Source organism: Pandoraea horticolens, assembly GCF_902459555.1.
GTDB lineage: Bacteria > Pseudomonadota > Gammaproteobacteria > Burkholderiales > Burkholderiaceae > Pandoraea > Pandoraea horticolens.
In genome coordinates, this window is the sequence record NZ_CABPSM010000009.1 from 58,759 (window position 1) to 82,171 (window position 23,413).

A 23,413-nucleotide genomic window follows, 5' to 3' on the forward strand; every position below is an offset into this window, starting at 1 on the left:
GTTACATTGCGATCAGGAGAACATCGGGTGCTTATCGTCCAGCCCGACGACTTCATCATAGATGTGGCCGCGCGTGCGTCCATCGAAGTGCTGCCAGGTGCGAGCCAGCCAATATTTCATCTTGCGCCGGGAGACGTCGCCCGCACTCACCGGGATAGCCGGGAACTGGATGTTCTCCCCCACCAATTTTCCTTCCAGGTACTCATGGGCGTTGGCCCTGACGTACTCCTTCGCTTTCATCAGTTCCGTGGCGCTGGAGGAAAACGACAAATCCAGACATGTCAGCGTCCAGACGGCGTCCTGATGCTCCCCATAGACATGGAGCAGTATGCGTTCCTTTCTCATGATCGACTCCTTATGGCACATGCGTGGCATATGCATCGGATGATGGTCGCGGCTTTTGCTCGCCAAGTCGGTTCGATACCGAACGGACTCGGCTGCTGCTTTCCAGTACGGTTGTGGCAACTTCGGCATCTGAACCTCTGCGCAGCGCGACGTTGGCGCAGGCGCAGCGGGCAGACGCCGTCAACGACAGGCGATTCGCGGGAGGTTTGCCATGTTACGTACCCTGGACGAACTGGAGGGCTGCACCGTTCGCGCGACGGATGGTGATGTCGGTCTGGTGAAAGATCTGTACTTCGACGACAAAGCGTGGGTCGTCAGGTATCTCGTAGTGGAAACCGGGACGTGGCTCGCGAACCGGCAGGTGTTGATCTCGCCGATTTCGATTGGCCGGAGCGATTGGCTCGACGACATCATCCCGGTCACAATCACCAAGGATCAGGTAAAGCACAGCCCGGATATCGACACGCACAAACCCGTGTCGCGCCAGCACGAAACCGACTACCTGGCGTATTACGGGTACCCCGATTACTGGGGCGGTGCGGATGCCTGGGGAGAAGGTGCATTCCCGAGCAGTCTGGCCACCGGCAGCCGATCCGAGCAAGACGCCTTTCGCGTGGCTCGAGAGTCCGCGCATGCCCACGACGAGATGGCGAACCGGCCGCGTCGTGATCCTCATCTGCGCAGCGCCGACGCGGCCGCCGACTATCACGTCCATGCCAGCAACGGGGACATCGGACATGTCGAAGGCTTACTCGTGGATGTCCACACATGGGCGGTGCGCTACATCATCGTCAACACCAGCAACTGGTGGATGGGCCATCAGGTCGCCATTCCCGTGGGGTTGATCGAGCGGATGAACTGGCTGGACGCCACCGTCTCACTGGCCCTCACGCGCGAAGCGGTGAAAGCGGCCCCGCCGTATGACGCCAAGGCCAGGCTTGATCGCCGGCAGGAAATCTCCATCCACAGACACTATGACCGTCCCGGCTACTGGAACGACGCACCGACGCACGCGCGCGATGGCAGCGAATAGCGTATTTCCTCAGCGCCTGCCCGACGCCGCCAAGGGCGCTTGTAAAGCATAAAATGAATCGTGTAGGACGTGGCCCGTCAGGTCAGGCGGGTCCGGGTTGTCTCACGTGCAAACACTGCGCGTGTTCGGATGCAAGGGAGGCCTGCCGTGAATACCATCACTTCCTTTCTGGTACTGATGCTGCTTCTCGCCGGCGCGGCTGCCGGCATGTATATCAGTCCCTATCTGGTGCCGTGCTTCGCGCTCGCCGCCCTATTGGTGGCTTCAACGTTGAAGATGGCCAACGCATGGCAGAAGTTCGTGATTCTGCGCGCTGGAAAACTGCAAAGCGTGAAGGGCCCCGGTCTTTTCCTGATCCTGCCGGTGATCGACAGCGTCACGGCAGTGATCGACGAGCGCATTCAAACCACCGCCTTCAACGCTGAGCAGGCATTGACAAAGGACACCGTGCCCGTCAATGTCGACGCGATCATTTTCTGGCACGTCAACGATGCCGAGCGGGCCGCCTTGGCAATTACGGACTACCGGCAGGCGATCGACAGAGTGTCGCAGACGTCGTTGCGCGAGATGATAGGCGCATCGATGTTGTCGTCTCTGCTCTCCGACAGGAAAGCATCTGACGAGCAATTACGTGCCGAGATCGGCGCCAAGACCGCAGCATGGGGCATCGCAGTGATGTCGGTGGAGGTTCGCGACGTGGCCATTCCGGTCGCCTTGCAGGATGCCATGTCGAGACAGGCGCAAGCCGAACGCGAAAAGCAGGCCCGCATGATTCTCGGGTCTGCAGAAGCGCTGGTCGCGGCGAAGTTCGTGGAGGCCGCAGCAATTTATGAAGGGCATCCACAGGCTTTGCAACTGCGCGCAATGAATATCATCTACGAGACGACCAAGGAGCGCGGCGCCACCATACTGATGCCCTCTGCAATGGTCGACAGCATGAATCCCGTAGCGTTGTCGTCTGCGGTGGCAAGCACCGATCCCGCCAGTGCACCTCCCGGACTGAACGGCACGGCATGACAGCCGACTTGTCGAACGCGCGGCGTTCGGCGATCTATTCGCCCTCAAGCATGATGCGGGCTGATCCGTGGGGGCAGTCAGGTGACGGGGGCATCGCCCCTTGAGCGTTGCCTCGTGCCATCAAGCACAAAGCAAAATGAAGGTCATCGCGACGAAGAGGAGTACCGCGTAGCTCATTGTCATCACCTCACTTCCATTGGGAAATACTGCGTGATCGGGACACGCCCTGAAGCTTCGCGCGTCTTGCGCAGGCCGTGCGTATCGCGGTCTTCGTCATTCATCCCGCATTCTCCACTCGGTGCACCAGACCTTTCGGCGTGGCGGGCTATTCATCGGACAACTGCACCAGCGCTGCCGTCTCGCCGGCGGTAGCCACATTGACAAGCTTGTTTCTCGCGCCGCAGTCGGGGCAATCGAAGTAAAAGCCGAGATCGTTGACCTCCGGGCTCATCTCCGGAAAGTCGTTCACTTCGCCGCAGGTTCTGCATGTGAACATGAGCTACTCCTTATTGTTCTGACGACGCTGCGCTATCAGCCATTCCGGACTGACGAATAGGCCAGCTCAGGGCCGCAACCGCCGCTCGTACTCAGCCCGGCCGGCAGCATCGTCCAGAGGTTAGGGGACGGCTCCTGTCACGTCTGTCCGATAGCGAACATTCGTTGATATGGAAACGCGCAGGAGGGTCCGGCAGCGGACAGACGGGCCGGCGTTGCGGCGCCATAACTGAGTAGCCAATCGAACGTGATTGCTTTCATTCACGAGTTGAGCACGCAAATTGTCGCTGTCCCATCTTCGAGACACACCATGAAACTATCCAATACTTCGACGCAACTTCACGTCGTACGCATACTTGAAGTCCTGATCGTTGCCGGCCTCGCCGTCGTGTGTACGCCCTCTGGCGCGGCCCCGACCATGGATAGCCCTGCAGCCGCCCATGCCACGAGGACGGCCGCGCGCGTGCCTATCGAAACCCGCATCACCAGTCTGCACACGCGGTTACAAATCACTTCGACCCAAGAGTCCCTGTGGCAACCCGTCGCGCAAATCATGCGCGAGAACGCGAACACGATGCAGACGTTGCTGCGTGCACGCGAGGATGGCGCCAGCCACATGAGCGCCATTGACGACTTGCACGCTTACGCCCAAATTGCCGAGTCGCATGCCGACGGCATCAGGAAGCTGACGCTCGCGTTCGAGTCTCTGTACAACAGCATGTCCGACGTGCAGAAACGCAATGCCGACCAGATCTTCCGTAATGAAGGGCATCACATGGGCCGTAAGGGCTGAGAACACCGGAGTCAATGATGAAATCGTCAATTACACGAAGACATGGCACGACGCCCCTCGGGGTGACGCTCGGCCTTGCGCTGGTGATCCTTTGCACGCTTGCACCGTCCGTCGTGCGTGCGGAGCCTGGATATCAGGACAACCGGAACACTTACCAGACGGATAGACGTGACTTCCGGCACGATCCGCACCGGGAGGGCCACATGTATCGCCACGATCGGGCGCGTTACTACGACGGGTACCGTGACGGCTACGGGTACCGCGACGGCTACACCTACGGGGCACCGCCCGTGGTGTACGCACCGCAGACATCGCCGGGCATCACCCTTTTCCTGCCGTTCCAGGCGCGATAGCCCGTGCCTGACCTGACGCGCCAAATCCGGCCGCTATGCCTATGCCGCCCCCGACGTTGGTACGCCGGCACCGTGGGGCGCCGAGTGCGGGTTGCCCGTACATCACGAAGCACCTGCGTCAGGCGCGTTTTCAGGGGCACTTACGATGCGCGGAAGCGATTCGGCGTCGCCCAGCGCCGCATCGACGATGGATTGAGCTTCGCCCAGCAGTTGCTGCAGGTGGTGGTCTCCCTGAAAGCTCTCGCCGTATATCTTGTAAATCGGTTCGGTTCCTGACGGACGAGCCGCGAACCAGCCATGGTCGGTAACGACCTTCAAGCCGCCTATCGGCGCGTCGTTACCGGGCGCCTGCGTCAAAATCGCGTTGATCGGCTCTCCGGCGAGCCGCTTCGAGCGCACCTTATCTGCCGTCAATGCGGCGAGCACAGCCTGTTGTGCAGCGGTTGCACTTGCCTCACGACGTGCCTCGACCGGCGAGCCCAGGGCATGCGACAACGTCTGGTACAACGCGCCGGGGTCTCGCCCGGTGCGCGCCATCATCTCGCCTGCCAACAGTGCGGGTATGAGACCGTCTTTGTCGGTTGTCCAGACCGAGCCGTCGCGCCGCGCGAAGCCAGTGCCTGCGCTTTCTTCTCCGGCTACCGCCAATGAGCCGTCGAGTAGTCCGGCGGCAAACCATTTGAATCCGACGGGAACTTCATACACACGTCTCCCGAGTTTTGACGCGAGACGATCGATCAACTGGCTGCCGACGACCGTCTTGCCAATGGCCGCATCGGACCGCCATTCGGGACGGTGTTCGAACAAATACTCGACGACCACGGCGAAATAATGATTAGGTGGAAGCAGGCCAGCCTCTGGCGTGACGATGCCGTGGCGATCATGGTCGGTGTCGCAGGCAAATGCGATGTCGAAGGCATTCTTTTGCGCGATAAGCCCCCGCATGGCGAAAGCCGACGAGGGGTCCATGCGGATGCGACCGTCCCAATCGGCGGTCATGAAACCGAACGTCGGATCCACGGTCGTACGGGTTACCGTCAGATTCAGTCGATACCGCTCGGCAATGGCCGGCCAGTAATGCACACCGGCTCCCCCCAGGGGGTCGACCCCCAAGTGAATGCCCGAGTCGCGCAACAAGTCCATGTCGATGACGTTGTGCAGGTCGTCGACATAGGTATTCAGGAAGTCATAGGGGTGCGTCGTGGCCGCGCGCATCGCCTCCTCGACGCTCATGCGCGGCATCGACCGCAAGCCGCTGCGCAGCAGTTCGTTGGCTTGCGTTTCAATCCAGGTGGTCACTGCGGAGTCTGCGGGTCCACCATGCGGCGGGTTGTACTTGATGCCGCCGTTATCGGGCGGATTATGTGACGGCGTGATGACGATGCCGTCTGCGAACCCCGCCGACCGCCTGCGGTTGTAGGTGACGATGGCGTGAGACACCGCTGGTGTGGGCGTGTATTCGCCGCCCTCGGAAATCATCACGTCGATGCCGTTGCCTGCGAATACCTTCATGACGGTCGCGAAGGCTGGCTCCGACAAGGCGTGAGTATCGATGCCGACGAATGTCGGACCACTGATGCCATGCCGTTGACGGTAACGGCAGATGGCCTGACTGATGGCCAGGACGTGCGCCTCGTTGAATGTCGTGAGGAACGACGAACCGCGATGGCCCGAGGTACCGAACGCAACGCGCTGTGCTGCAACGTCGGGATCAGGGACATTGCAGTAGTACGCTGTGACCAGCCGCGAGACATTGACCCACTTGTCCGGCGATAAGGCTTGTCCGGCGTACGGACTGACCGGCGGGGCCCCCGGTGCGGGCGCTTGGGATTCGGTCATGACGTTTCCCCCCGGTGTTTGCTGCCGTGACGCATGAGTTGCGCCTTGGCTGTCGTGACGATATGCGCCACATCGAAACCGAAATGACGGGCCAGCGTCTCGCGCGGGGCAGACATGCCAAACGTGTGCAATCCGAGAATCGCCCCCTCATGCCCGGCATAGCGCTCCCAGCCGAAGGTCGACGCTTCTTCGACGGCAACGCGTGCGACGACCGAGGGGGGCAGGATATGGTCTCGGTAGGCCAACGACTGGCTCTCGAATATCTCCCATGACGGCAAGCTGACGACGCGCGCCAGAATGCCTTCGCGCTTCAACTCGTCATACGCGGCGGCGCACAGCGCAACTTCGCTGCCGGTGGCGAGCAACAAGACGTCCGGGGTATCGTCTTCGACATTCATTTCCTCGCAGGCATCGATCAGGACGTAGGCGCCCCGCGCAACGCCTGCGGCGTTGCCGTAACGGTTCCGGTCGAGCACGGCTACCGCCTGACGTGTCAGCACGAGGCAGACCGGCCCCCGCTTGAGCGCCATGATGACGCGCCAGGCCTCAACCACCTCACCGGCGTCGGCCGGACGCAGTACCGTCATGCCCGGCATGGCGCGTAGCGAGGCAAGTTGTTCGACGGGCTGATGCGTCGGTCCGTCTTCTCCCAGGCTGATCGAGTCATGCGTCCATATCGTAATCAACGGCAATTCCATCATCGCGCTCAAACGCAGCGCCGCCCGGCAATAGTCGGTGAAGATCAGGAAACTGGCAACGAACGGTCTCAGCGATGACAGACTCATGCCGCTCGCGATTGCACACATGGCATGTTCGCGCACGCCGAAATGTAAATTCCTGCCGCGATAGTCGCCCCCCGACTGCGGGTCGCGGCTCTGAAAGTCGCCCGCGAGATCGAACGTGAGACGAGTGAGCGTCGATGGCGCCAGATCGGCCGCGCCCCCCACCAACCAGGGCACCCGCGCGGCAATGGCATTGAGCACTTGCCCCGATGCAGCCCGGGTGGAAAGACCTGCCGCCGTTGGTGTGAATTCGGGCAGTCCCGTGTCCCATCCGGCGGGTAGCTCGCGCGCTTGCATCTGCTCCAGCGCCTCGGCCAGGTCGGGATACTGGGCCCGATAGTCCGCAAAGCGCTCCAGCCACCGGGTATGGGCATCGCGTCCCCGGCGGCCGAAGCCGTCGCGCCAATGGGCCTTGACGCCTTCGGGCACGTCGAACTGCCGGTCGGGATCGCTGCCGAAAAATTCCTTGGCCAGGCGGACTTCGTTCACGCCAAGCGGCTCGCCGTGCGCCTCTCGTGTATCTTGCCGATGGGGAGCACCGTAACCGATATGGCTTTGCACGATGATGAGGGTGGGGGTGTGTCTGGTATCGAGAAATCCTTGATAGGCCCGGGTCAACTGCGCGAGGTCGTTGGCATCGCTTACCCGTTCGACATGCCAGCCGTAAGAGGCAAAACGCGCACCGACGTCCTCCGTGAATGCCAGGTCGGTGGACCCTTCGATGGTGATGTGGTTGTCGTCATAGATCCAACACAGATTGGCCAGCTTCAGATGACCGGCCAGCGACGCCGCCTCCGCTCCCACCCCCTCCATCAGGTCGCCATCGCTGCAAAGCGCGTAGACGTTGTACTGAAACAGCGGGAATCCCGGTCTGTCGTAGGTTGCGCTCAGCCATTGTCCCGCGACAGCCATGCCGACGCTCGTGGCAAGCCCTTGCCCGAGCGGCCCGGTCGTGGTCTCCACACCGGTCGTCCATCCGTACTCGGGATGCCCGGTGCATCGGCTTCCGGCTTGGCGAAACGACTTCAGATCGTCGATGGTTACGGCTAGCTCGCCGGTAGTGTCATCACTTCTGACGCCGCAAACGTGCAGCAGGCTGTACAGCAACGCACAGGCATGCCCGTTGGACAGAACAAAACGATCCCGTCCGGCCCAGTGTGGGTGCTCGGGGTCGTATCTCAGGAACCGCTGCCACAGACAATAGGCCGTTGGCGCCGCATCCATCGGCGTGCCGGGATGCCCGGATTGCGCCTTTTGCACCGCGTCGATCGACAAGGTGCGCAGGGTGTTGATGCACAACTGATCAAGATCATCTGACTGCATGTTTGATAACTCCATCGATGTGAGCGACAGTTCGCCGCTATGCCGGTTGACGCACGAACACGGCATTACCCTGCGGCGCTCACGCGTCGCGAGGCGTCACCGGCACCGCAAGGTCTACGTGGCCGCCAAACGCATAGCGCATGGCCGACAAAAGCTGATCCGCGAAGACGGATTGTCCTCGGGAGCTGAAACGCGCATAGAGTGCCGCGCTCAGCACTGGCGCAGGTACGGCTTCGTCGATCGCTGCCTCGATCGACCAACGACCTTCTCCGGAATCTGAAACGTGACCGGCGAACTGTGCCAGCGTAGGATCTGTGCGCAATACTTCCGCCACTTTGCCGAGGAGCCACGAATCGATCACGCTTCCATGTCGCCAGACCTCGGCGATATCGGCCAGATTGAACGTGTACTGGTAGTACTCGGGATGATGTAATGGGGTGACTTCGGCGTCGGCTGCGCCTTGCTGTGCGCCGATATTCGCGCATTTGAGAATGTTCAGGCCTTCCGAATAGGCGGCCATCATGCCGTACTCGATGCCGTTGTGGATCATCTTCACGAAATGGCCGGCCCCGGAAAGCCCGCAATAGAGATACCCGGACGCTGCCGTGGGGGCGTCGAGACCCATCGTGCGGCCGATACCGTCGGGTTTTGGCTTTGCTACACCGTCTGTGGTGGAAGCCAATGCGGTAAAGAGCGGTGTGAGGTACACCACGACATCCTCTTCGCCGCCGATCATCAGACAGTAGCCGCGCGCCAGACCGGCGATCCCCCCGCTGGTGCCGACGTCGATGAAATGAACGCCTCTGGCACCCAGTTCGACACTGCGTCGCATATCGTCCCGGTAGTAGGAGTTGCCGCCGTCGATGACGATATCGCCGGGCGCCAGCCGGGGCCCGAGGTCGGCGAGCGCCGCTTCGACTGCGGCTGCGGGCACCATTAGCCACAGGATTCTGGGGCCCTCCAGAAGCGACATCATCTGGTCGAGCGAAGCGGCCCCCGTCGCGCCTTCCTGCTGCAGCGCAGCGATCGCCGACGGATGAACATCGTGGACGACACACTGGTGACCGTGGCGCATCAGGCGGCGCACCAGATCGGCCCCCATGCGTCCTAATCCAATCATGCCGAGTTGCATGGTTTGCTCCCTAGGAGTGTGAGTGAGGGTGATGTGGAACGCGGCACATCGCCCTCTCGACACTAGGGGCGTTCGCCGGGTAGTTCTGTCCACTACCGAACACAAAATGGTCGCTGCGATATGCGATATGCGACACGCGGTTGCGGCGCAAGTCCGGTGCTTCTGACACCGAACGACGTTTGTTCACTGTCCACGTACGGCACCGAACCGACATGTCCTCGTCTACCGGCTAAGTTGCGGGTGAGGGTGGAGAAATCCCCCCTCTCACCGACGTGGGGAGCAAATCATGTCTTTAGGAATTGTGGTGATGATTGTCTTGGCGCTTCTGTTGGTAGGAGCGTTTCCGGCCTGGTCGTATAACTCGGGTTGGGGATATGCGCCGAGTGGCGCGGTGGGGCTGATGCTCGCCGTTCTGATTGTTCTGCTCTTGATGGGGCGACTATGAGGCGCTCGACCCAAGGCATGCTCGACGCCGTCAATCGGCGCGCAGGGCAGGTCGCCACGAAGGTGAGCGACACGCGAGCCCCGGACAAGGGGCTCAATTTTTCATCCACCGAGAACGTCAAACATCATGAACAAAGATCAAGTGAAAGGCCGGGTCAAGGAAGCCGCAGGCAAAATCAAAGAGGTCACCGGTAAAGTGGTAGGCAACAAGCAGATGGAAGTCGACGGCAAGATCGAGAAGCACGCCGGCAAAGTCCAGTCAGTCGTGGGCGACGCGCGCCGCGATCTGAAGAAGTGAAAATTGTGGATAACCTGCCCCCGTCACAGGGGGCTCACTGGCCGTGCCCGTATTCAGGAGGTGCTTCCTTCGGCCGGAGCCAGGTGCCGTTCGGGCATGCGTTTTCCGGCAATGACCTGCATGAGTTCGGCCCAGGCCTGACGAAACGCCTCGACACCCTCGCGCTGCAGGCGTGCGGCCAGCGCGGTTACGTCAATGCCGGCATGAGTAAAATCGGCAAGCACCGGGTCGGCGTTACCGCCATCCTCGCGCATGACACTGATCAACTCGCCTCCCGCGGCAAAGGCCAGCAACGTCGCCTCCGGCACGGTGTCGATGGTATCTGGTGCGGCAAGGGCTTCTACGTAATAGCCGGGCGAGATTTCCCGGCTCTTCGCGCCGGTACTGGCCCACAACAGACGTTGAGGGCTCGCACCGGCGTCGGCCAATTCCCGCCACATCGGATGCGACATGCGATCACGGTAGGCACCGTAGGTTTGTTTTGCGATGGCAACACCGAGGCGATTGCGTAACCCGAATGGCACCTCGCCAGTGACGGCGGTGTCCCAACGGCTGACGAAGAGCGACGCCACAGAGGCGACGCGCAAGTCAAGCCCGGCGTCGCGCCGGCGCGCCAGACCTCGCCAGTAGGCGTTTGCAGCCTCGACGTATTGCTCGCGAGAGAAAAGGAGCGTGACGTTGACCGGCACACCGGCAAAGATCGCTTCCTCGATTGCGATCAAGCCGGCTGCCGTTCCGGGAATCTTGATGAAGAGATTGGGACAACGCGCGCTTGCATGAAGGCTTTTGGCCGCCGCCACTGTCCCGACGGCATCCTCGGTAAGCCATGGCGATACTTCGAGCGAGACCCATCCATCAACGCCTTGGGTGCGCTGATGCACCGGCAGGAACAGTTCGGCAGCCTCCGTCAGATCCTTGATCGCCAGTGAGAAGAATAGTGCTTCGTCCGTCAGAGGCGGATCGGCGGATTTGGCAATATCGATATCGTATGCCGCCGTATCGCGGATCGCCTTGAGATAAATACTTGGATTCGACGTCAAACCTGTGACGTTGTATTCGTCCCGATAGCGGGCCAATGTCCCGTCACCAAGCAAGTCTCGTGTGATGTTGTCGAGCCAGAGACTCTGACCGAGTGCCTGTAATTTCAGAGTGGCTTTCATGAAACCTCGCCGAGTGAGTTTTCGGAGATGGCTATTGATCTCCCAAGGGGCCGATTACGTATTCGGCGCTGTGCTCTGCGACCGATTCGCCATTGCATGTCGACTCGACGTGCTTTCCGCCACCGATCTCACGTTACATGGAGCACCAACGCCGATGCGGTACGTCAGCGTACCAATCCGGTCGGCGCTTTCATGCCTGGATGGCCCGCCGCGTCGCGGCACCGGGACGGTCCTGCCGTGGCCGCGATGCCTGTAATTTCTTTGCCGGCCTGTGCGATACCGGACCGACGCGCCGTCTCGCCGGCGAGCAGAGTGTTGTCGAAGGTTGGGTCGAGCAACGGGCACGCACGCCCACTTGAGTCTATGGAGAGGCTTATGACACCTAGTCAGGTCAGAGATCGAATCAGAGAGTTGGAACAGAAGTTCTCGCGCCTCAAGAACGAGTTCCGTCAAGTCGCGAGTGGACGAAAACGCGCTCCCCGAAAATGGGGGGAGGCAGCGGCGTCAGTCGAAGCAGGCGAAATCAGGGAGGATCTGACCGGGGACCGTTAGGAAAAGTCAGGCGACTGACGATTCACGTTGGCGAATGTACGCAAAGCGTGTATATCGACGGCCCCGGCGCTAACGTCGAATCCGGAGGAGAGAAGTCATGAAAGCTGTTCGAAAATTGATGTTGATGCTTGTGGTCGCCTCGCTAGGCGGCTGCTGGTGGGGGCCTGGCCCCGGTGACGATCACGGAGGGTATGGCCATGACCGTTACGACCATGGGGGTTTCGGCCATGACCGTTACGATCGCGATGGCGGCCCGGGGCCGGGGCGAGATCGGTAAGTGAAGGGCAAATGCCACTCACGTGAGTGATCGTGAGCAAGGAGGCAAACATGCGACATCTACTGATTACAGCGACCGTGCTGCTTTGCCCGGTGATATCGGCTCAGGCACAGGTTCAGGTCGGCGTGAGCATCACATCGCCCGGTGTCAGCATCGGCATCGATTTGCCCGCCTATCCGGCGCTGGTACAAGTGCCCGACTATCCGGTCTATTACGCGCCACAACTGGATTCCAATTACTTCTTCTACGAGGGCCAGTACTGGGTGTATCAAGGCGACAACTGGTACACCAGCGCCTGGTACAACGGGCCATGGCAGATGGTATTGCCTACGGCCGTGCCCGTGTTCATCTTGCGCATTCCAGTACGCTACTACCGACGCCCGCCCGACTATTTCAATGGTTGGGCAGGCGATGCGCCACCCCGCTGGAGACAGCGTTGGGGGCCGCAATGGGAAGCACAGCGCCGCGGGTGGGACCAGTGGAATCGTCGTGATGCGCCGCGCCCGGCGCCGTTGCCGATGTATCAGCAGCAATACTACGGCGCCCGATATCCGCACTCGGTTGCGCAGCAGAATGCGCTGCGTGCCCAAAACTACGGGGATCCGTCGCGCACGGGCCAGAGTCCCGGTCCCGGGGGGGCCCATAACGGCCGCGCCGCGCCTCAGGCACCGCGCGAGCCGAGAGCGAACGGGCAGCCGTCGGAGCATATGCAATGGGACCAACAGGATCCGCAGGGGCATCAACGGATGCCGCAACCCGAACCGCAGCGACAATCCCAGATGGGTTTGCAGGTACCGCGCGGCGCGCCCCCCCAAGGGCAACGCAGCCAATCGGCGCCGGAGCCGCGCGGCCGGGAGGACCGGGGAGGACAGCAAGGGGGAGCAGAGGAGGGACGAGACGTTGGGCGAGGCGATTCGCGACGTTGAATCTGCCGCCTCGGATGGCTGTCATTCCAAGCCGGCCTCGCGCAAATGAAATGTCGTTCGACATATTTGTGCGAGGCCCGTATTACCGTTGCCCCAGGCGGGCACGGAGGCGTCAAATGGCCTGGATATCGGGAAGCAATCGATCGAACTCCCGCTTCACCACCCCATAGCATTCACAAACGCGTTTTTCGAGGCCAGCTCTGTCCAGCACTTCGATATGCCCGTGGCTGTAGCGTATGAGTCCGGCGGTTTGAAGCTTCAACGCCGCTTCCGTAACGCCGGATCTGCGAACGCCCAACATGTTGGCAATGAGTTCCTGAGTCATCCGCAACTCGTTGGACGGCAGGCGATCAATGCTCAGCAGCAGCCATCGGCATAACTGCTGGTCGATCGAGTGGTGACGATTACATACTGCGGTTTGCGCCATTTGCGTGATCAATGCTTGTGTGTAGCGCAAAAGCAATCGCTGCGTCGGACCGGCGCGCTTGAACTCCTCTTTGAGCAGCCGGGCGCTCAGCCGATAGGCGTACCCGGCGCTTTGCACGATCGCTCGACTCGGCGTGGTTTCGCCGCCCATGAACAACGCAATGCCGACGACCCCTTCCTTGCCTACGATCGCAATCTCGGCAGAGGACCCATCTTCCATGACGTACAGCAGAGAGACGATGGCGGTCGTAGGGAAATACACGTGATCCAGACGGTCGCCGGATTCATAAATGACTTTGCCGAGCGGCATCTCGATCAAAACCAACTCCGGTGCGATTCGTCCCCACTCGGCATCCGGCAAGACGGACAGCAGATGGTTGGCGCTTTTGTTCGGTTGCGCAAGCATGTATTTCCCCTTCATGCCCTGAAACTGGACACGTGCGCGTCTGATTCGCTGCGCAATGAATACACTGAGTGAATCGATGGCGCGACCATCATTGAACGAGACTGCCGCGTGGCAGGGCTCCCCGGCGGGTTGCTCCGAGCCGTTGACGTGCATCGGCTTTCGTCTAGATTTTTGGTCGCCACCCTGGAATTGTCAATCATGTGTCGCCCGATGATAATCGGCAATTGGCTCACACGGGGAAGTATCACGAGATTCGTGGCGCTTGGCCGTCAAGACGATCGCCCGCCTTCTTTTTCCCAAACGCGAACTGCCGCTTGATATATGTCGCGCTATCCCGCTCGCATGGACCAGATACGTTTGCGGTTCAGTAGCAGCGGAATGGCGCCGATGACAATGCCGCCCATACCAACGATATTGGTGACCCAATCAAAGGTCGGGACGCTGTATAGCGCGATGAAGAAAAGGAAAATGCCGCTGACCGCCGGCCATATGACATGCGTCACGGCAAGCCACGCCCCCTGCGTCAGTACCTTGCGGTAGTACCAGCCGCAGGCGAGGCCGGTCAGTCCGAGATAGAAGCAGATCTGGAAGCCGATGGCGGTAATCGAATCCTGCAGGATGACGTTGATGGTCGGCAGATAGGACGACATCAGCAACAGCGCGAGTCCGGCGATCCAGATGAAAAGAATGGCGATGTGCGGCGTTCGCCAATGTGGATGCAGGCGCGCATAACGTTCGTGGAGGGCGCCGTCTCGGCTCTTGGCAAAAAGCGTTCTCGTGAACTGCAGCATCTGCGTCTCGACCGTCCCTACCGTGCTCAGCAACACCGCAATGATCGCCACGTACCCCCAGGTCGGCCCTAACAGCTTTTCTGCAATGGCGAAGATGACATTCGTGTTGTAGTGCTGGATCTCGGCATCCGACAGCCCAAGCAGCGTAATGACAATGAAGATGAGGAAAAACGCCATCAGGAACACCATCGACCAGAATGCAGCTCGACCGGGACGCGGTTGGAGTCCCGCGTTTCCTCGCTGAGGTTCAGCGTCACGTCCCAGCCGTAAAAGAAGAAGATCGCCACCAACGCCCCATTGGCGAACAGCTTCGGTGTGAAAGTAAAGGGCCAGAACCAGGCCCACGAGAACGGGTGTTGCGGCGCGCGCGGGAAGACGAAGAAACTCGCGACGACGATCACGAGCAGGATGACGCCTTCAATGATCGTCATCAGTACCTGAGCGTAGCTGGTGAGCTTGATCCCCTTGATGACCACCGCACTGACAACCGTGAGCCACGCCGCCGCGATCAGTGTCACGTAGTGCACGTTATTCATCATGGGACGATTAAAGATGAGCAACGTGGCATTCGCCGCCGGAATCATGGCCGATACCATGAATACACAGCACAGCACCAAAAGTGCCCAGCCGGCAAAGAAGCCGAGCGAGCGCCCGAACACCATGCTCACCCACGAATAAGAGGTGCCGGCACTCGCCAGCGCCCGGTTCATGTTGATGAACGCGTAAGCGATGCCAAACATGATGAGCCCGCACACCAGAATGCTCGCCGGCGACAGCGTCCCGGCCCTCCCGATAATGGTGGACGTCGTGGCCTCGACGCTATAGGCGGGCGCCGTGCCGGCGATGCCCATGATGACCGACTCGACGATGCCCAGCGAATCGGCATTGAGCTTGGCGGGTTGGTCCATGGGCGCGACTCGTGGTTGACGATCGATGGATCGACTTTTACTCCGTCACGGCGCGGGATTCAACAATTAGTTGGAGACGGCTGCCCAGGGCAAATATGGCAGTTGGCGGATGCTATTCCCCCTGCGTCCGGATGAGGCATCGGGGTGCCTGGGCAAACGCCGCATCGCGGTCGGCGTCCAACTAGTCGTCCCGACACGGTGGGTACTCCATTCCCCAGCGGAAATGTCCACTGCGCAGTAAAACCGGCGCCCCCTGGCAAAGCGCCAGATACCGCCCAGTCATCTTTTCGATGGCCGCCCGATTCGCTCTGAATGCCGTCATCAGATCGTCTGCATTGCACGATTTCGCACCGAAATGGTCTTCCAACGCTTCCGCTGAGATAGCACATACAATCCGCTTCTGATCGCAATCGACAGTGAACTCGATCGTCATGTCGTCGCCGTTATAGGCTGGCGCGATGTGTGGAAACTCGATCTTCATGTTACGGCTCCACGAATGTGTTACCCCAACGCGAGACGCCGCTTACCTCTTCAGACGCAACCGGACGCCTGCCTTCCCGACCCGCCTCGGTGTCCAGGCGAGCTTCCTCCATAAACTCCACGACGTGACATGGCCACCCGAACCGCTCGGCGATGCGCCTGCGCAAACTGTCGGCGGCGGCAGGCTCGCCATGATTGAGGAAGACATGGCGAACTGGCTTCTGGAACCTGGATAGCCACGCCAGTGTTTCGTCGTAATCGGTATGTGCCGACAACGTGTCGAGTTGAACAACTTCGGCATTGATGTGGACATATTCGCCGAAGATTTTCACTTCGCTGCCGCCATTGACCATGGTCGATCCGCGGGTGCCTAGGGCTTGAAAACCGGTAAACAGCACCGTATTGCGCCAATTGCCGGCCAACGCTCTGAGATGATGCAGGACACGGCCGCCGGTGGCCATGCCGCTACCGGCAATCACGATGAAAGGCATCGAGCGAGTGTCCAGCCATTTGGATTCCTCGACACTCGTGACGAACGTGGCCGCGCCGCACATCTCGGCGCATTCGGCACGGTTCAGACGGTGATCTTTGAGGTGCGCCGAATAGGCGTTCGTGACGTTGATCGCCATGGGACTGTCCAGATACACCGGAACGTCCGGAATGTCTCCTGCCGACTTCAGGCGTGCAATCCAGTAAAGGAGGCTTTGCACACGCCCCACGGCAAATGCGGGGACGATTACGGCACCGCCGCGCGTGAACGTGCGATTCAGAATCTCCGCCAACTGAGCGCCAGGGTCCGTCCTGTCATGCAGACGATCCCCATATGTCGACTCCAGCACCAGGAAATCGGGCGTTTCGGGTATCGCGGGTGGCAGCATGATTGGATCGTCCCGGCGCCCGAGGTCCCCGGAGAACAGAATTTTCACGCCGCAAACCACGAACTGCGCCATCGCGGCGCCGAGAATATGACCTGCGTGCAAGAACGTCACCTTTAGCTCGGGGGCGATGGCGAGCGGGGTGTCGAAAGGCTGCGGCTTCAGTAAGGCAATGGCGCGATGGGCATCCTCCGTCGTGAATAACGGAAGCGCGGGTCGATGCTTCGATTTTCCGTGGCGATTGAGATAATCCGCCTGTTCTTCTTCCAGCCGGGCACTGTCGAGCAACAGGATTTCGCACAGATCTCGGGTCGCCGACGTGCAGTAGACGGGGCCCTTGAATCCGTAGCGGACCAGCACGGGCAAGTAGCCGCTGTGATCGATATGGGCGTGCGTGAGAACAACGGCATCGAGCCGGCTAACGTCGAAGGCTGGCGGCGCCCAGTTTCGCGCCCGAAGGTTCTTGATCCCTTGATATGCACCACAATCGATCAATACCTGCCTGCCGTCTGCCGATAGCAGGGTCTTGGAGCCGGTGACCGTGCCGGCCGCCCCCAGAAAGCTCAATTGCATGGACGTACCTCGCGCGAATGTCGGGCGGTGACATGACCCCCCGGTATTGTCAGCATAGCTATCTCTCCCGGTATCGCGCGCCTGTGAAGTTCGGGACGTTGATGTGTGTCAAGGACCATGCTCGTGTCAACCCACGCCCGGCCGCGCTGCATATACCGTTGAGTTGCGGCGACAACCGTCGGATGACCGTCGCGCATTGGGAAGCCACCGGCCGATACGTCGTCATCCGATTCGCTAACTACATTGAGGACGACAAAAATGCCCCATCGAATCCTTCTTGCCATGGACGGCAGTGAGACGTCATGGCACGCATTGCGCGAAGCCATCCGCTTCGCCATGCCCGACGATGTTGTCAGGGCGATAAGCGTTATCGATGACCCATTCGCCCACTACCAGTCCGCGTTTGCGTCGCACATCGATCTCGAGGCGGTCAGGGAAGGCCTGATTGCCGAGACGCAGCTCACATTGGCCGATGCCTACAAAAAGCTTCATGATGAAGGCCTGCAGGCCGACACTCGCTCCATCGATTTGCGCGCCTGGGGCGGAACGATTGCGGATGCCATCGTCAGGGAGGCGGAACGGTGGCATGCCGATCTGTTGATTCTCGGCACGCATGGGCGTCGGGGCATCCGGCGTCTGATGATCGGTAGCGTCGCAGAACAGGTACTTCGGCAGGCGCATCGCCCGGTCATGCTGGTGACCTGCCCATCGGCCGCATCGTCACAAAGCGCCTCCGCGATGTCTGCGGAGAGCACAAAGGGGTGAAATCATGTTCGAGCGTATATTGGTCGCGATTGACGGTAGCCCCACGGCAGACGAGGCATTCGACTATGCGTTGGCACTTGCCGCCGCACGCAAAGCCCGGCTGCATGTCTTGTTCGTCGTCGATATTCCCGTCGCCTACGTGGCCGACGCCGACCCGTTCCCCTTCATTGAAGCGATGCGGCTGCAAGGAGAGAGCATTCGCAAACTGGCCGGCGAGCGCCTTAAAAGGGCCGGCGTCGAGGGCGACGTGGAGATTCGGGAACTCTTGCCGCTTGGGGGAGATGTTCCGCATCAGATCAACCTTGCCGCCGAAGAATGGCATGCCGACGTTATCGTGATCGGCACGCACGGGCGGCGGGGCATAAGACGTCTGGCATTGGGCAGCGTGGCGGAAAACTGTGTCAGACAGGCAACGCGCTCCGTGATCCTCATCCCGGGCGCAAAGACCCAAGCGAACGACGAGGTACTTTAGCGCGTCAACAACCGTGGCCTGGTGCAAGCCGGGTGATGGCATATCGTGCGCCCGTGCGTGTAGAATCGTCGGCGCGTTTGTGCGGCTTCAGGCAAACGCGTATTTCAGGAATGCAATACTCCAGAATAACGTTACGACACAAAGGCAGGCGCATGACTCGCATCATTGTTGCGGACGATCACACACTGGTTCGCGCCGGGTTGCAGCGTATCCTCGCCAGCAGTGACGATCTCGAGATCGTGGGCGAGGCCTCGAATGGGGCCGAAGCCATTGCGCTGCTTCAGGCGGCGCCGTGCGATGTGCTGCTGCTGGATTTGTCCATGCCGGGACGCAGCGGCGTCGACCTCATTGCCCAGATCAAGGCGCTGTTTCCTCGCTTGGCCATTCTCGTGCTCACCATGCACGGCGAAGAGCAGTATGCCGTGAGAGCGCTGAAGGCTGGCGCGGCCGGGTACCTGACCAAGGAAAGTGCGCCGGCAGAGCTGGTGAGCGCCGTCAGGAAGGTCGACAACGGTGGCGTCTACCTGAGCCCAACCATGGCTGAGCGGATTGCGAAAGACCTTGCGACAGCCGTGGCGGACGGCCCGAGTTTTCGACAGCTGTCGGACCGTGAATTCGACGTATTCATGATGCTCGCCCGAGGACTGACGCTGAACGATATCGCGAGCGATTTATGCGTGAGCGTCAAGACCGTCAGCACCTATAAGGCTCGCGTTCTCCAGAAGCTCCAACTCAAGACTCAAACCGAATTGGTGCATTACGCGATCCGGCATGATTTGTTGCGCGATAGTCTCTAGCCCGTGGATTTGTAGGCCGCGGCCTACACGCCGCCATATCGGCTGACAAAATATCGCGCAGGTCACTGATTTCCTTTTCGGCGTTCGTCTTCGATACTGGAGACGTCCAATCAAGACGCTGATCCGCCGGAGGTCACCATGTACATCCCACTTCGCGAATATCAAACTGGCCCTGTGTCGGATGCGCAGCCCATCCACGTGCATCGGGCTTTCGACGAACCCGCAGGCGCAATCCCCCGATGCAGCACCTGCCTACTGCGCCAGTTCTGTCTGGCCGAGGGACTGTCCGACGAATCGGCGCGCCGTCTGGATGGCGTTACCCGCGTGCGCCGGACCATCCGCCGGGGGGAGGTGCTGTTTCGTCCCGGCGATGTGCTGGAGCACATATACGCTGTGCGTGCAGGTTCCTTCAAAACGGTTATTACGCATCCGGACGGCAAGGAGCAGGTCACCGGATACATGTTGGGCGGCGAGATTCTGGGGCTGAGCGCGATTGCGAACGGCAAGTACGTTTCGGAAGCGGTCGCGCTTGAAGACAGTCAGGTTTGCGCAATCAGGTTCTCCGAGCTGGAAAGCGTCGCCGCACAGTTCCCTGTCGTGCTGCACCAGTTGCACCGCCTGATCGCCGCGGGCATCGTGCGGGAGCAGAACCAGTTGATGCGCTTGGGCATCGCACGCGGCGAAGCACGGCTGGCCGGCTTCCTGCTCGACGTGTCGGCGCGTCTGGCGGCGCGGGGTTATTCTCCAAACGCGTTCCTGCTGCGCATGACGCGAGAAGAGATCGGCAGTTTTCTGGGCCTGCAATTGGAAACGGTCAGCCGAATGCTCTCTCGTATGCAGGCGCAGAATACGCTGCGCGTCAAGCAACGCGAGATCACCCTGATCGACACCAAGCGCCTGAGCGATTTGGCGAGCGCGGCCCAGTAAACGCAACCGTTCCAGCGGAGATCCCCATGCGGGCAATGCAGTTTTCACGCGCCGACGGCAGACTCCGGCTCGTGGACATCCCCGTGCCCACTCCGGGGCCGACGCAAGTCCTCATACGGGTGAACGTCTGCGGTGTTTGCCGTACCGACTTGCATGTCGTCGACGGTGACCTTCCCGACGTTCCCGACGGCATCATCCCGGGCCATGAGATTGTCGGGACGGTCGAGGCGCTGGGGGCGGATGTCCGCGAACTCGCACTCGGCGATAGAGTCGGGGTGCCCTGGCTTGGCGCCACCTGCGGCTGCTGCCGGTTCTGCCTGAGCGAGCGCGAGAACCTATGTGCAGACGCGAAATTTACCGGCTATACGCTCAACGGAGGTTATGCCGAATATGTGGTGGCGCAGGCGCGCTTCACTTTCCGGCTGCCCGAGAACTATGATGATGCGACCGCAGCCCCGCTATTGTGCGCGGGTCTGATTGGGTATCGTTCGTTGAGCATGGCGGGCGATGCCCGCAGGCTTGGGATCTATGGCTTCGGCGCGGCGGCCCATCTTATTGCACAGATCGCCCAGGCTCAAATGCGCGAGGTTTATGCCTTCACTCGGCCCGGCGATGAAGAGGGCATGGCGTTTGCGTTATCGCATGGTGCCTGCTGGGCAGGTCCGAGCGATGCGCCTGCACCGCAACCACTCGACGCCGCGATCATTTTTGCGCCGGTCGGCGACCTGGTGCCGCAAGCGCTCGCCGGAGTCGATCGTGGCGGTGTCGTCGTATGCGCAGGTATTCATATGAGCGATATTCCGGCGTTCCCCTACCGGTTGATCTGGGGCGAACGTCAGATCAGGTCCGTCGCCAACCTCACGAGAGAAGACGGCCTGGCGTTTCTGTCGCTGGCCGAGAGAGTTCCGCTGCGCGTGGCGACCCACGCGTATCCTCTCGAGCGAGCCAATGCGGCACTCGACGACTTGCGCCGGGGCGCGTTCTCCGGTGCCGCCGTGCTGCGGATCAGGGCGTCCTGACCAGCAGCTAATCGGACGACTCCTCGGCGGGCGCCGACGTCGGCAACGGAATCACCGTGGTGATGATGGTTCCGCCGTCGGCCGGACTTCGAATGTCCAGCGATCCGCCGAACAAGCGAGCCCGTTCGCGCATACTGATAAGGCCCAGCGAATCGGACTTCGGACGCGTTGGCGGCAGCCCGCGGCCATTATCGGAAATACGCAGCCGGAAATCCCGATCGCAAGACAGTTCAATCGTAACGGACGTCGCTCTCGCATGTTTCGCCACGTTGTTCAACGCTTCCTGAACGATTCGGAATAACGCCGTCGCCAACGCCGCAGGGATGGGCGGCAGGCTGTGAGCCCCTGTCACGTCGATAGCCACGCCATAACGGCGCGCAAAGTCCTGGGCAAACCATTCGATAGCGGGGCCAAGGCCCAGATCGTCGAGCATCGTCGGGCGAAGGTCCGCAGCCATCTGGCGAACCGCCGTAATCATGCCGTCGATCGATTGCTCGATTCTGACGATGTCGGCGCTCGCGGGCGTTTTTCCACCCAATGCCATTTTGAGCATGGCAGCGTCCATCTTCAGCGCGGTCAGCCGCTGGCCAATGTCGTCGTGCAGCTCTCTTGCGATCCGGAGCTTCTCCTCTTCCCGAACGTCCTGAAGACGAGCCGTCAGTTTTTCAAGCTCACTTCGGGAGTTTTGCAGGGCGTTGGCGATTTTTCGTTGCTCGGTGACGTCACGCAATATGACCGTGTAAAACTTGCCTTCGGCATCGGCACTCTGAGAAATCGAGGCTTCCATCGGAAATTCCTCGCCGTCCGCGCGCACCCCCCACAGCGGCCTGCCACGTCCCATCAGGCGCTCGGAAACACCCGTTAATCCGAAGCGGGCGATGTGCTGATGGTGGGCGTCTCGAAACCGTTCCGGAATGAACCGTGAAAGCGGCTCGCCAATCACTTCCATGGCACTGCATCGGAAGATGCTCTCCGCAGTGGGATTGAAGATTTGAATGCGCTGACGCTCGTCGATAGTGATGATCGCCTCGCGCACGGACTCGATCACGCTGAACAGCCGGCTGTCCGATCGACGCTTGTCAAGCGTCTCTCGTTCGCCAAGCGCCCGTGCGCGGCGGCGAACGACCAGAGCGAGCGCCCAGGCGAATAGCGTCCCCAGGCTCATGAGAGCGCCGAACGCGAGTACCCAGTCTGCGACGCCCGCACCGCGCAAAGTCGCAAACTCGCGGGAGGCCGTAAATGTGAGGGACAACGCGGGCTTGCCCGCATACGGCACGCTAGCTTGTGTTCGGTAGTCGGCCGGCGGTCGCGGCTCGGCGGGCGCTCTCGGGGAAAGGCTGTCGAAGACGGGAACTGGTTGCCCGGCTCCCTCCAGAAATGCAATGGTCAGCGTGAGATCATGGATCAGAGGGCCGATGGCCGTATGCACGATCCGATCGACATCGGCAATGGCGTAGGCGCAGACCGCCGGTTGGCGAGTGTCGGACAAGAAAACCAGATAGGAGCGCCCGGTCGACGGATCGATGCGCGGGAAGACGCGATCCGACGTTTGGGGGCTGCCGGGCAACACGGTTGAGCCGTCCGGCCCGAGCGCAACCTCGTCTCCCAAGGAATAGGCAACGGTTCTCTTGATCCGGTTGCCCACGCGCTCACAGCCTGCGAGTGTCGTCAGACCGGGCAGCCGTTCCGCCAGCCTCATGCTCTGTACGTAGGCGCCCCATGTTTGGGCATCCATTGGGGGTGTCGCCGCGAGACGATCCGACGCGATGTGTACCGCGTCGCGATACGCCGTCATGGCGATCGCCAGTTTGTCCCTTGCCGCACTGGTACGCAGGTCGAACCGCGCGTCGACGTTGTTCTGCATCGTTGTACGCACTGCAAGCCAGTTAATCGCAGCGAGGGCAACCACGACCGCGCATAGCGCCACGAAAATGACACCGTCGGTTCGCTTCGAGAGAGATCGGAATAGGTCAGGTAGCGTTATTTTGGTCATTAGGTCGCCCGATACAGGTTCGCACGCCGCCAACGGTGCCGTTGTATCACCACTGGCGCCAACATCCTATCAGAGGCAATCCGTACTCCCCGGCATCAACGTGAAGCCGAGCGGACGGCCCATGTGGCGTGCGGTCCGATAAGAGCTTGATCCGTATCAACCGGCGCGGCGCGCATGAGAACTACAGTGCAAGGAGATCGCTTCTCTGGAGA

At 60.8% G+C, this 23,413-nt stretch carries 22 protein-coding genes and 1 pseudogene; 12 read left to right on the forward strand and 11 right to left on the reverse strand.

Annotation, left to right across the window (positions count from 1 at the left end; all coding sequences use genetic code 11):
- Nucleotides 1-12: 12 nt before the first annotated feature.
- Nucleotides 13-345: a hypothetical protein gene (locus PHO31112_RS15670; RefSeq protein ID WP_150621339.1), complete on the reverse strand. Its 333-nt coding sequence runs from the start codon at nt 343-345 to the stop codon at nt 13-15.
- 211 nt (nt 346-556) lie between these two features.
- Between PHO31112_RS15670 and PHO31112_RS15675 the strand changes: the two genes are divergently transcribed.
- Nucleotides 557-1,378, forward strand: coding sequence for a PRC-barrel domain-containing protein (locus PHO31112_RS15675; protein WP_150621340.1), 822 nt, complete (start codon nt 557-559; stop codon nt 1,376-1,378).
- A 147-nt stretch (nt 1,379-1,525) separates the two neighbouring features.
- Nucleotides 1,526-2,395 carry a slipin family protein gene (locus tag PHO31112_RS15680; RefSeq protein WP_425495205.1) on the forward strand — a complete coding sequence of 290 codons (870 nt, stop codon included), beginning with the start codon at nt 1,526-1,528 and terminating at the stop codon, nt 2,393-2,395.
- A 325-nt stretch (nt 2,396-2,720) separates the two neighbouring features.
- On the opposite strand, the gene PHO31112_RS27170 is transcribed toward PHO31112_RS15680, so the two are convergent.
- Nucleotides 2,721-2,891, reverse strand: coding sequence for a hypothetical protein (locus PHO31112_RS27170; protein ID WP_174995729.1), 171 nt, complete (start codon nt 2,889-2,891; stop codon nt 2,721-2,723).
- Between the two features lie 309 nt (nt 2,892-3,200).
- On the opposite strand from PHO31112_RS27170, the gene PHO31112_RS15685 reads away from it, so the two are divergent.
- Together PHO31112_RS15685 and PHO31112_RS15690 are read left to right on the forward strand one after the other, a co-directional pair.
- Nucleotides 3,201-3,683 (forward strand): Spy/CpxP family protein refolding chaperone, encoded by a 483-nt coding sequence (locus PHO31112_RS15685; RefSeq protein ID WP_246178262.1) that lies wholly within the window; start codon nt 3,201-3,203, stop codon nt 3,681-3,683.
- A gap of 17 nt (nt 3,684-3,700) precedes the next feature.
- On the forward strand, nt 3,701-4,036 hold the full coding sequence (locus tag PHO31112_RS15690) for a hypothetical protein (RefSeq protein ID WP_150621341.1): 336 nt from the start codon (nt 3,701-3,703) through the stop codon (nt 4,034-4,036).
- Between the two features lie 102 nt (nt 4,037-4,138).
- Here the strand turns inward: PHO31112_RS15690 and pgm are convergent, their stop codons facing one another.
- From pgm to gnd, 3 genes are all read right to left on the reverse strand, one after another.
- Nucleotides 4,139-5,875, reverse strand: coding sequence for a phosphoglucomutase (alpha-D-glucose-1,6-bisphosphate-dependent) (gene pgm, locus PHO31112_RS15695; RefSeq protein ID WP_150621342.1), 1,737 nt, complete (start codon nt 5,873-5,875; stop codon nt 4,139-4,141).
- Nucleotides 5,872-7,980, reverse strand: a complete 2,109-nt coding sequence (gene tkt / locus PHO31112_RS15700) for a transketolase (protein WP_150621343.1) — start codon at nt 7,978-7,980, stop codon at nt 5,872-5,874. The genes pgm and tkt overlap by 4 nt, the downstream gene beginning before the upstream one ends.
- 79 nt (nt 7,981-8,059) lie before the next feature.
- Nucleotides 8,060-9,112, reverse strand: a complete 1,053-nt coding sequence (gene gnd, locus PHO31112_RS15705; RefSeq protein WP_150621344.1) for a phosphogluconate dehydrogenase (NAD(+)-dependent, decarboxylating) — start codon at nt 9,110-9,112, stop codon at nt 8,060-8,062.
- A 286-nt stretch (nt 9,113-9,398) separates the two neighbouring features.
- On the opposite strand from gnd, the gene PHO31112_RS15710 reads away from it, so the two are divergent.
- Together PHO31112_RS15710 and PHO31112_RS15715 are read left to right on the forward strand one after the other, a co-directional pair.
- Entirely contained in the window at nt 9,399-9,557 is a 159-nt protein-coding gene (locus PHO31112_RS15710) for a DUF3309 domain-containing protein (protein ID WP_150621345.1), read from the forward strand.
- A gap of 126 nt (nt 9,558-9,683) precedes the next feature.
- Nucleotides 9,684-9,854, forward strand: a complete 171-nt coding sequence (locus PHO31112_RS15715) for a CsbD family protein (protein WP_150621346.1) — start codon at nt 9,684-9,686, stop codon at nt 9,852-9,854.
- A 53-nt stretch (nt 9,855-9,907) separates the two neighbouring features.
- Here the strand turns inward: PHO31112_RS15715 and tal are convergent, their stop codons facing one another.
- Complete coding sequence (gene tal / locus PHO31112_RS15720; RefSeq protein WP_150621347.1) at nt 9,908-11,014, reverse strand: transaldolase; 1,107 nt, start codon at nt 11,012-11,014, stop codon at nt 9,908-9,910.
- Between the two features lie 879 nt (nt 11,015-11,893).
- Between tal and PHO31112_RS15725 the strand changes: the two genes are divergently transcribed.
- Nucleotides 11,894-12,769 carry a polyadenylate binding domain-containing protein gene (locus PHO31112_RS15725; RefSeq protein WP_150621348.1) on the forward strand — a complete coding sequence of 292 codons (876 nt, stop codon included), beginning with the start codon at nt 11,894-11,896 and terminating at the stop codon, nt 12,767-12,769.
- A gap of 112 nt (nt 12,770-12,881) precedes the next feature.
- Here PHO31112_RS15725 and PHO31112_RS15730 read toward each other — a convergent pair whose 3' ends face one another.
- From PHO31112_RS15730 to PHO31112_RS15745, 4 genes and pseudogenes are all read right to left on the reverse strand, one after another.
- Complete coding sequence (locus PHO31112_RS15730) at nt 12,882-13,601, reverse strand: Crp/Fnr family transcriptional regulator (protein WP_150621449.1); 720 nt, start codon at nt 13,599-13,601, stop codon at nt 12,882-12,884.
- A 329-nt stretch (nt 13,602-13,930) separates the two neighbouring features.
- Nucleotides 13,931-15,300: pseudogene (locus PHO31112_RS15735) on the reverse strand (APC family permease).
- A gap of 181 nt (nt 15,301-15,481) precedes the next feature.
- Complete coding sequence (locus PHO31112_RS15740) at nt 15,482-15,781, reverse strand: DUF1488 family protein (RefSeq protein ID WP_150621349.1); 300 nt, start codon at nt 15,779-15,781, stop codon at nt 15,482-15,484.
- Between the two features lies 1 nt (nt 15,782).
- Nucleotides 15,783-17,228: an MBL fold metallo-hydrolase RNA specificity domain-containing protein gene (locus PHO31112_RS15745; protein WP_150621350.1), complete on the reverse strand. Its 1,446-nt coding sequence runs from the start codon at nt 17,226-17,228 to the stop codon at nt 15,783-15,785.
- A 258-nt stretch (nt 17,229-17,486) separates the two neighbouring features.
- Here PHO31112_RS15745 and PHO31112_RS15750 point away from each other — a divergent pair, with 258 nt between their 5' ends.
- The 5 genes from PHO31112_RS15750 (at nt 17,487) to PHO31112_RS15770 (ending at nt 21,208) form a co-directional block, all read left to right on the forward strand.
- Complete coding sequence (locus tag PHO31112_RS15750; RefSeq protein ID WP_150621351.1) at nt 17,487-17,993, forward strand: universal stress protein; 507 nt, start codon at nt 17,487-17,489, stop codon at nt 17,991-17,993.
- 4 nt (nt 17,994-17,997) lie between these two features.
- A complete protein-coding gene (locus PHO31112_RS15755; RefSeq protein ID WP_150621352.1) occupies nt 17,998-18,465 on the forward strand; it encodes a universal stress protein in 468 nt (155 codons plus the stop codon).
- Between the two features lie 152 nt (nt 18,466-18,617).
- Nucleotides 18,618-19,262, forward strand: coding sequence for a response regulator (locus tag PHO31112_RS15760; protein WP_150621353.1), 645 nt, complete (start codon nt 18,618-18,620; stop codon nt 19,260-19,262).
- Nucleotides 19,263-19,400: 138 nt separating this feature from the next.
- A complete protein-coding gene (locus PHO31112_RS15765; protein WP_150621354.1) occupies nt 19,401-20,189 on the forward strand; it encodes a cyclic nucleotide-binding domain-containing protein in 789 nt (262 codons plus the stop codon).
- Nucleotides 20,190-20,215: 26 nt separating this feature from the next.
- Entirely contained in the window at nt 20,216-21,208 is a 993-nt protein-coding gene (locus PHO31112_RS15770; RefSeq protein WP_150621355.1) for a zinc-dependent alcohol dehydrogenase family protein, read from the forward strand.
- Between the two features lie 7 nt (nt 21,209-21,215).
- Here PHO31112_RS15770 and PHO31112_RS15775 read toward each other — a convergent pair whose 3' ends face one another.
- Nucleotides 21,216-23,072 carry a PAS domain-containing sensor histidine kinase gene (locus PHO31112_RS15775; protein ID WP_174995736.1) on the reverse strand — a complete coding sequence of 619 codons (1,857 nt, stop codon included), beginning with the start codon at nt 23,070-23,072 and terminating at the stop codon, nt 21,216-21,218.
- Nucleotides 23,073-23,413 lie beyond the last annotated feature (341 nt).

What these genes read in the sequence shown, in the direction of transcription:
- PHO31112_RS15675 (WP_150621340.1), top strand. Translation starts at nt 557, where the DNA reads ATGTTACGTACCCTGGACGAACTGGAGGGCTGCACCGTTCGCGCGACG.
- PHO31112_RS15725 (WP_150621348.1), top strand. Translation starts at nt 11,894, where the DNA reads ATGCGACATCTACTGATTACAGCGACCGTGCTGCTTTGCCCGGTGATA.
- PHO31112_RS15745 (WP_150621350.1), bottom strand. Translation starts at nt 17,228, where the DNA reads ATGCAATTGAGCTTTCTGGGGGCGGCCGGCACGGTCACCGGCTCCAAG.
- PHO31112_RS27170 (WP_174995729.1), bottom strand. Translation starts at nt 2,891, where the DNA reads ATGTTCACATGCAGAACCTGCGGCGAAGTGAACGACTTTCCGGAGATG.
- PHO31112_RS15775 (WP_174995736.1), bottom strand. Translation starts at nt 23,072, where the DNA reads ATGCAGAACAACGTCGACGCGCGGTTCGACCTGCGTACCAGTGCGGCA.
- PHO31112_RS15715 (WP_150621346.1), top strand. Translation starts at nt 9,684, where the DNA reads ATGAACAAAGATCAAGTGAAAGGCCGGGTCAAGGAAGCCGCAGGCAAA.
- PHO31112_RS15765 (WP_150621354.1), top strand. Translation starts at nt 19,401, where the DNA reads ATGTACATCCCACTTCGCGAATATCAAACTGGCCCTGTGTCGGATGCG.
- tal (WP_150621347.1), bottom strand. Translation starts at nt 11,014, where the DNA reads ATGAAAGCCACTCTGAAATTACAGGCACTCGGTCAGAGTCTCTGGCTC.
- pgm (WP_150621342.1), bottom strand. Translation starts at nt 5,875, where the DNA reads ATGACCGAATCCCAAGCGCCCGCACCGGGGGCCCCGCCGGTCAGTCCG.
- PHO31112_RS15670 (WP_150621339.1), bottom strand. Translation starts at nt 345, where the DNA reads ATGAGAAAGGAACGCATACTGCTCCATGTCTATGGGGAGCATCAGGAC.
- PHO31112_RS15750 (WP_150621351.1), top strand. Translation starts at nt 17,487, where the DNA reads ATGCCCCATCGAATCCTTCTTGCCATGGACGGCAGTGAGACGTCATGG.
- PHO31112_RS15770 (WP_150621355.1), top strand. Translation starts at nt 20,216, where the DNA reads ATGCGGGCAATGCAGTTTTCACGCGCCGACGGCAGACTCCGGCTCGTG.
- PHO31112_RS15710 (WP_150621345.1), top strand. Translation starts at nt 9,399, where the DNA reads ATGTCTTTAGGAATTGTGGTGATGATTGTCTTGGCGCTTCTGTTGGTA.
- PHO31112_RS15730 (WP_150621449.1), bottom strand. Translation starts at nt 13,601, where the DNA reads ATGCTTGCGCAACCGAACAAAAGCGCCAACCATCTGCTGTCCGTCTTG.
- PHO31112_RS15760 (WP_150621353.1), top strand. Translation starts at nt 18,618, where the DNA reads ATGACTCGCATCATTGTTGCGGACGATCACACACTGGTTCGCGCCGGG.
- PHO31112_RS15755 (WP_150621352.1), top strand. Translation starts at nt 17,998, where the DNA reads ATGTTCGAGCGTATATTGGTCGCGATTGACGGTAGCCCCACGGCAGAC.
- PHO31112_RS15740 (WP_150621349.1), bottom strand. Translation starts at nt 15,781, where the DNA reads ATGAAGATCGAGTTTCCACACATCGCGCCAGCCTATAACGGCGACGAC.
- tkt (WP_150621343.1), bottom strand. Translation starts at nt 7,980, where the DNA reads ATGCAGTCAGATGATCTTGATCAGTTGTGCATCAACACCCTGCGCACC.
- PHO31112_RS15685 (WP_246178262.1), top strand. Translation starts at nt 3,201, where the DNA reads ATGAAACTATCCAATACTTCGACGCAACTTCACGTCGTACGCATACTT.
- PHO31112_RS15690 (WP_150621341.1), top strand. Translation starts at nt 3,701, where the DNA reads ATGAAATCGTCAATTACACGAAGACATGGCACGACGCCCCTCGGGGTG.
- gnd (WP_150621344.1), bottom strand. Translation starts at nt 9,112, where the DNA reads ATGCAACTCGGCATGATTGGATTAGGACGCATGGGGGCCGATCTGGTG.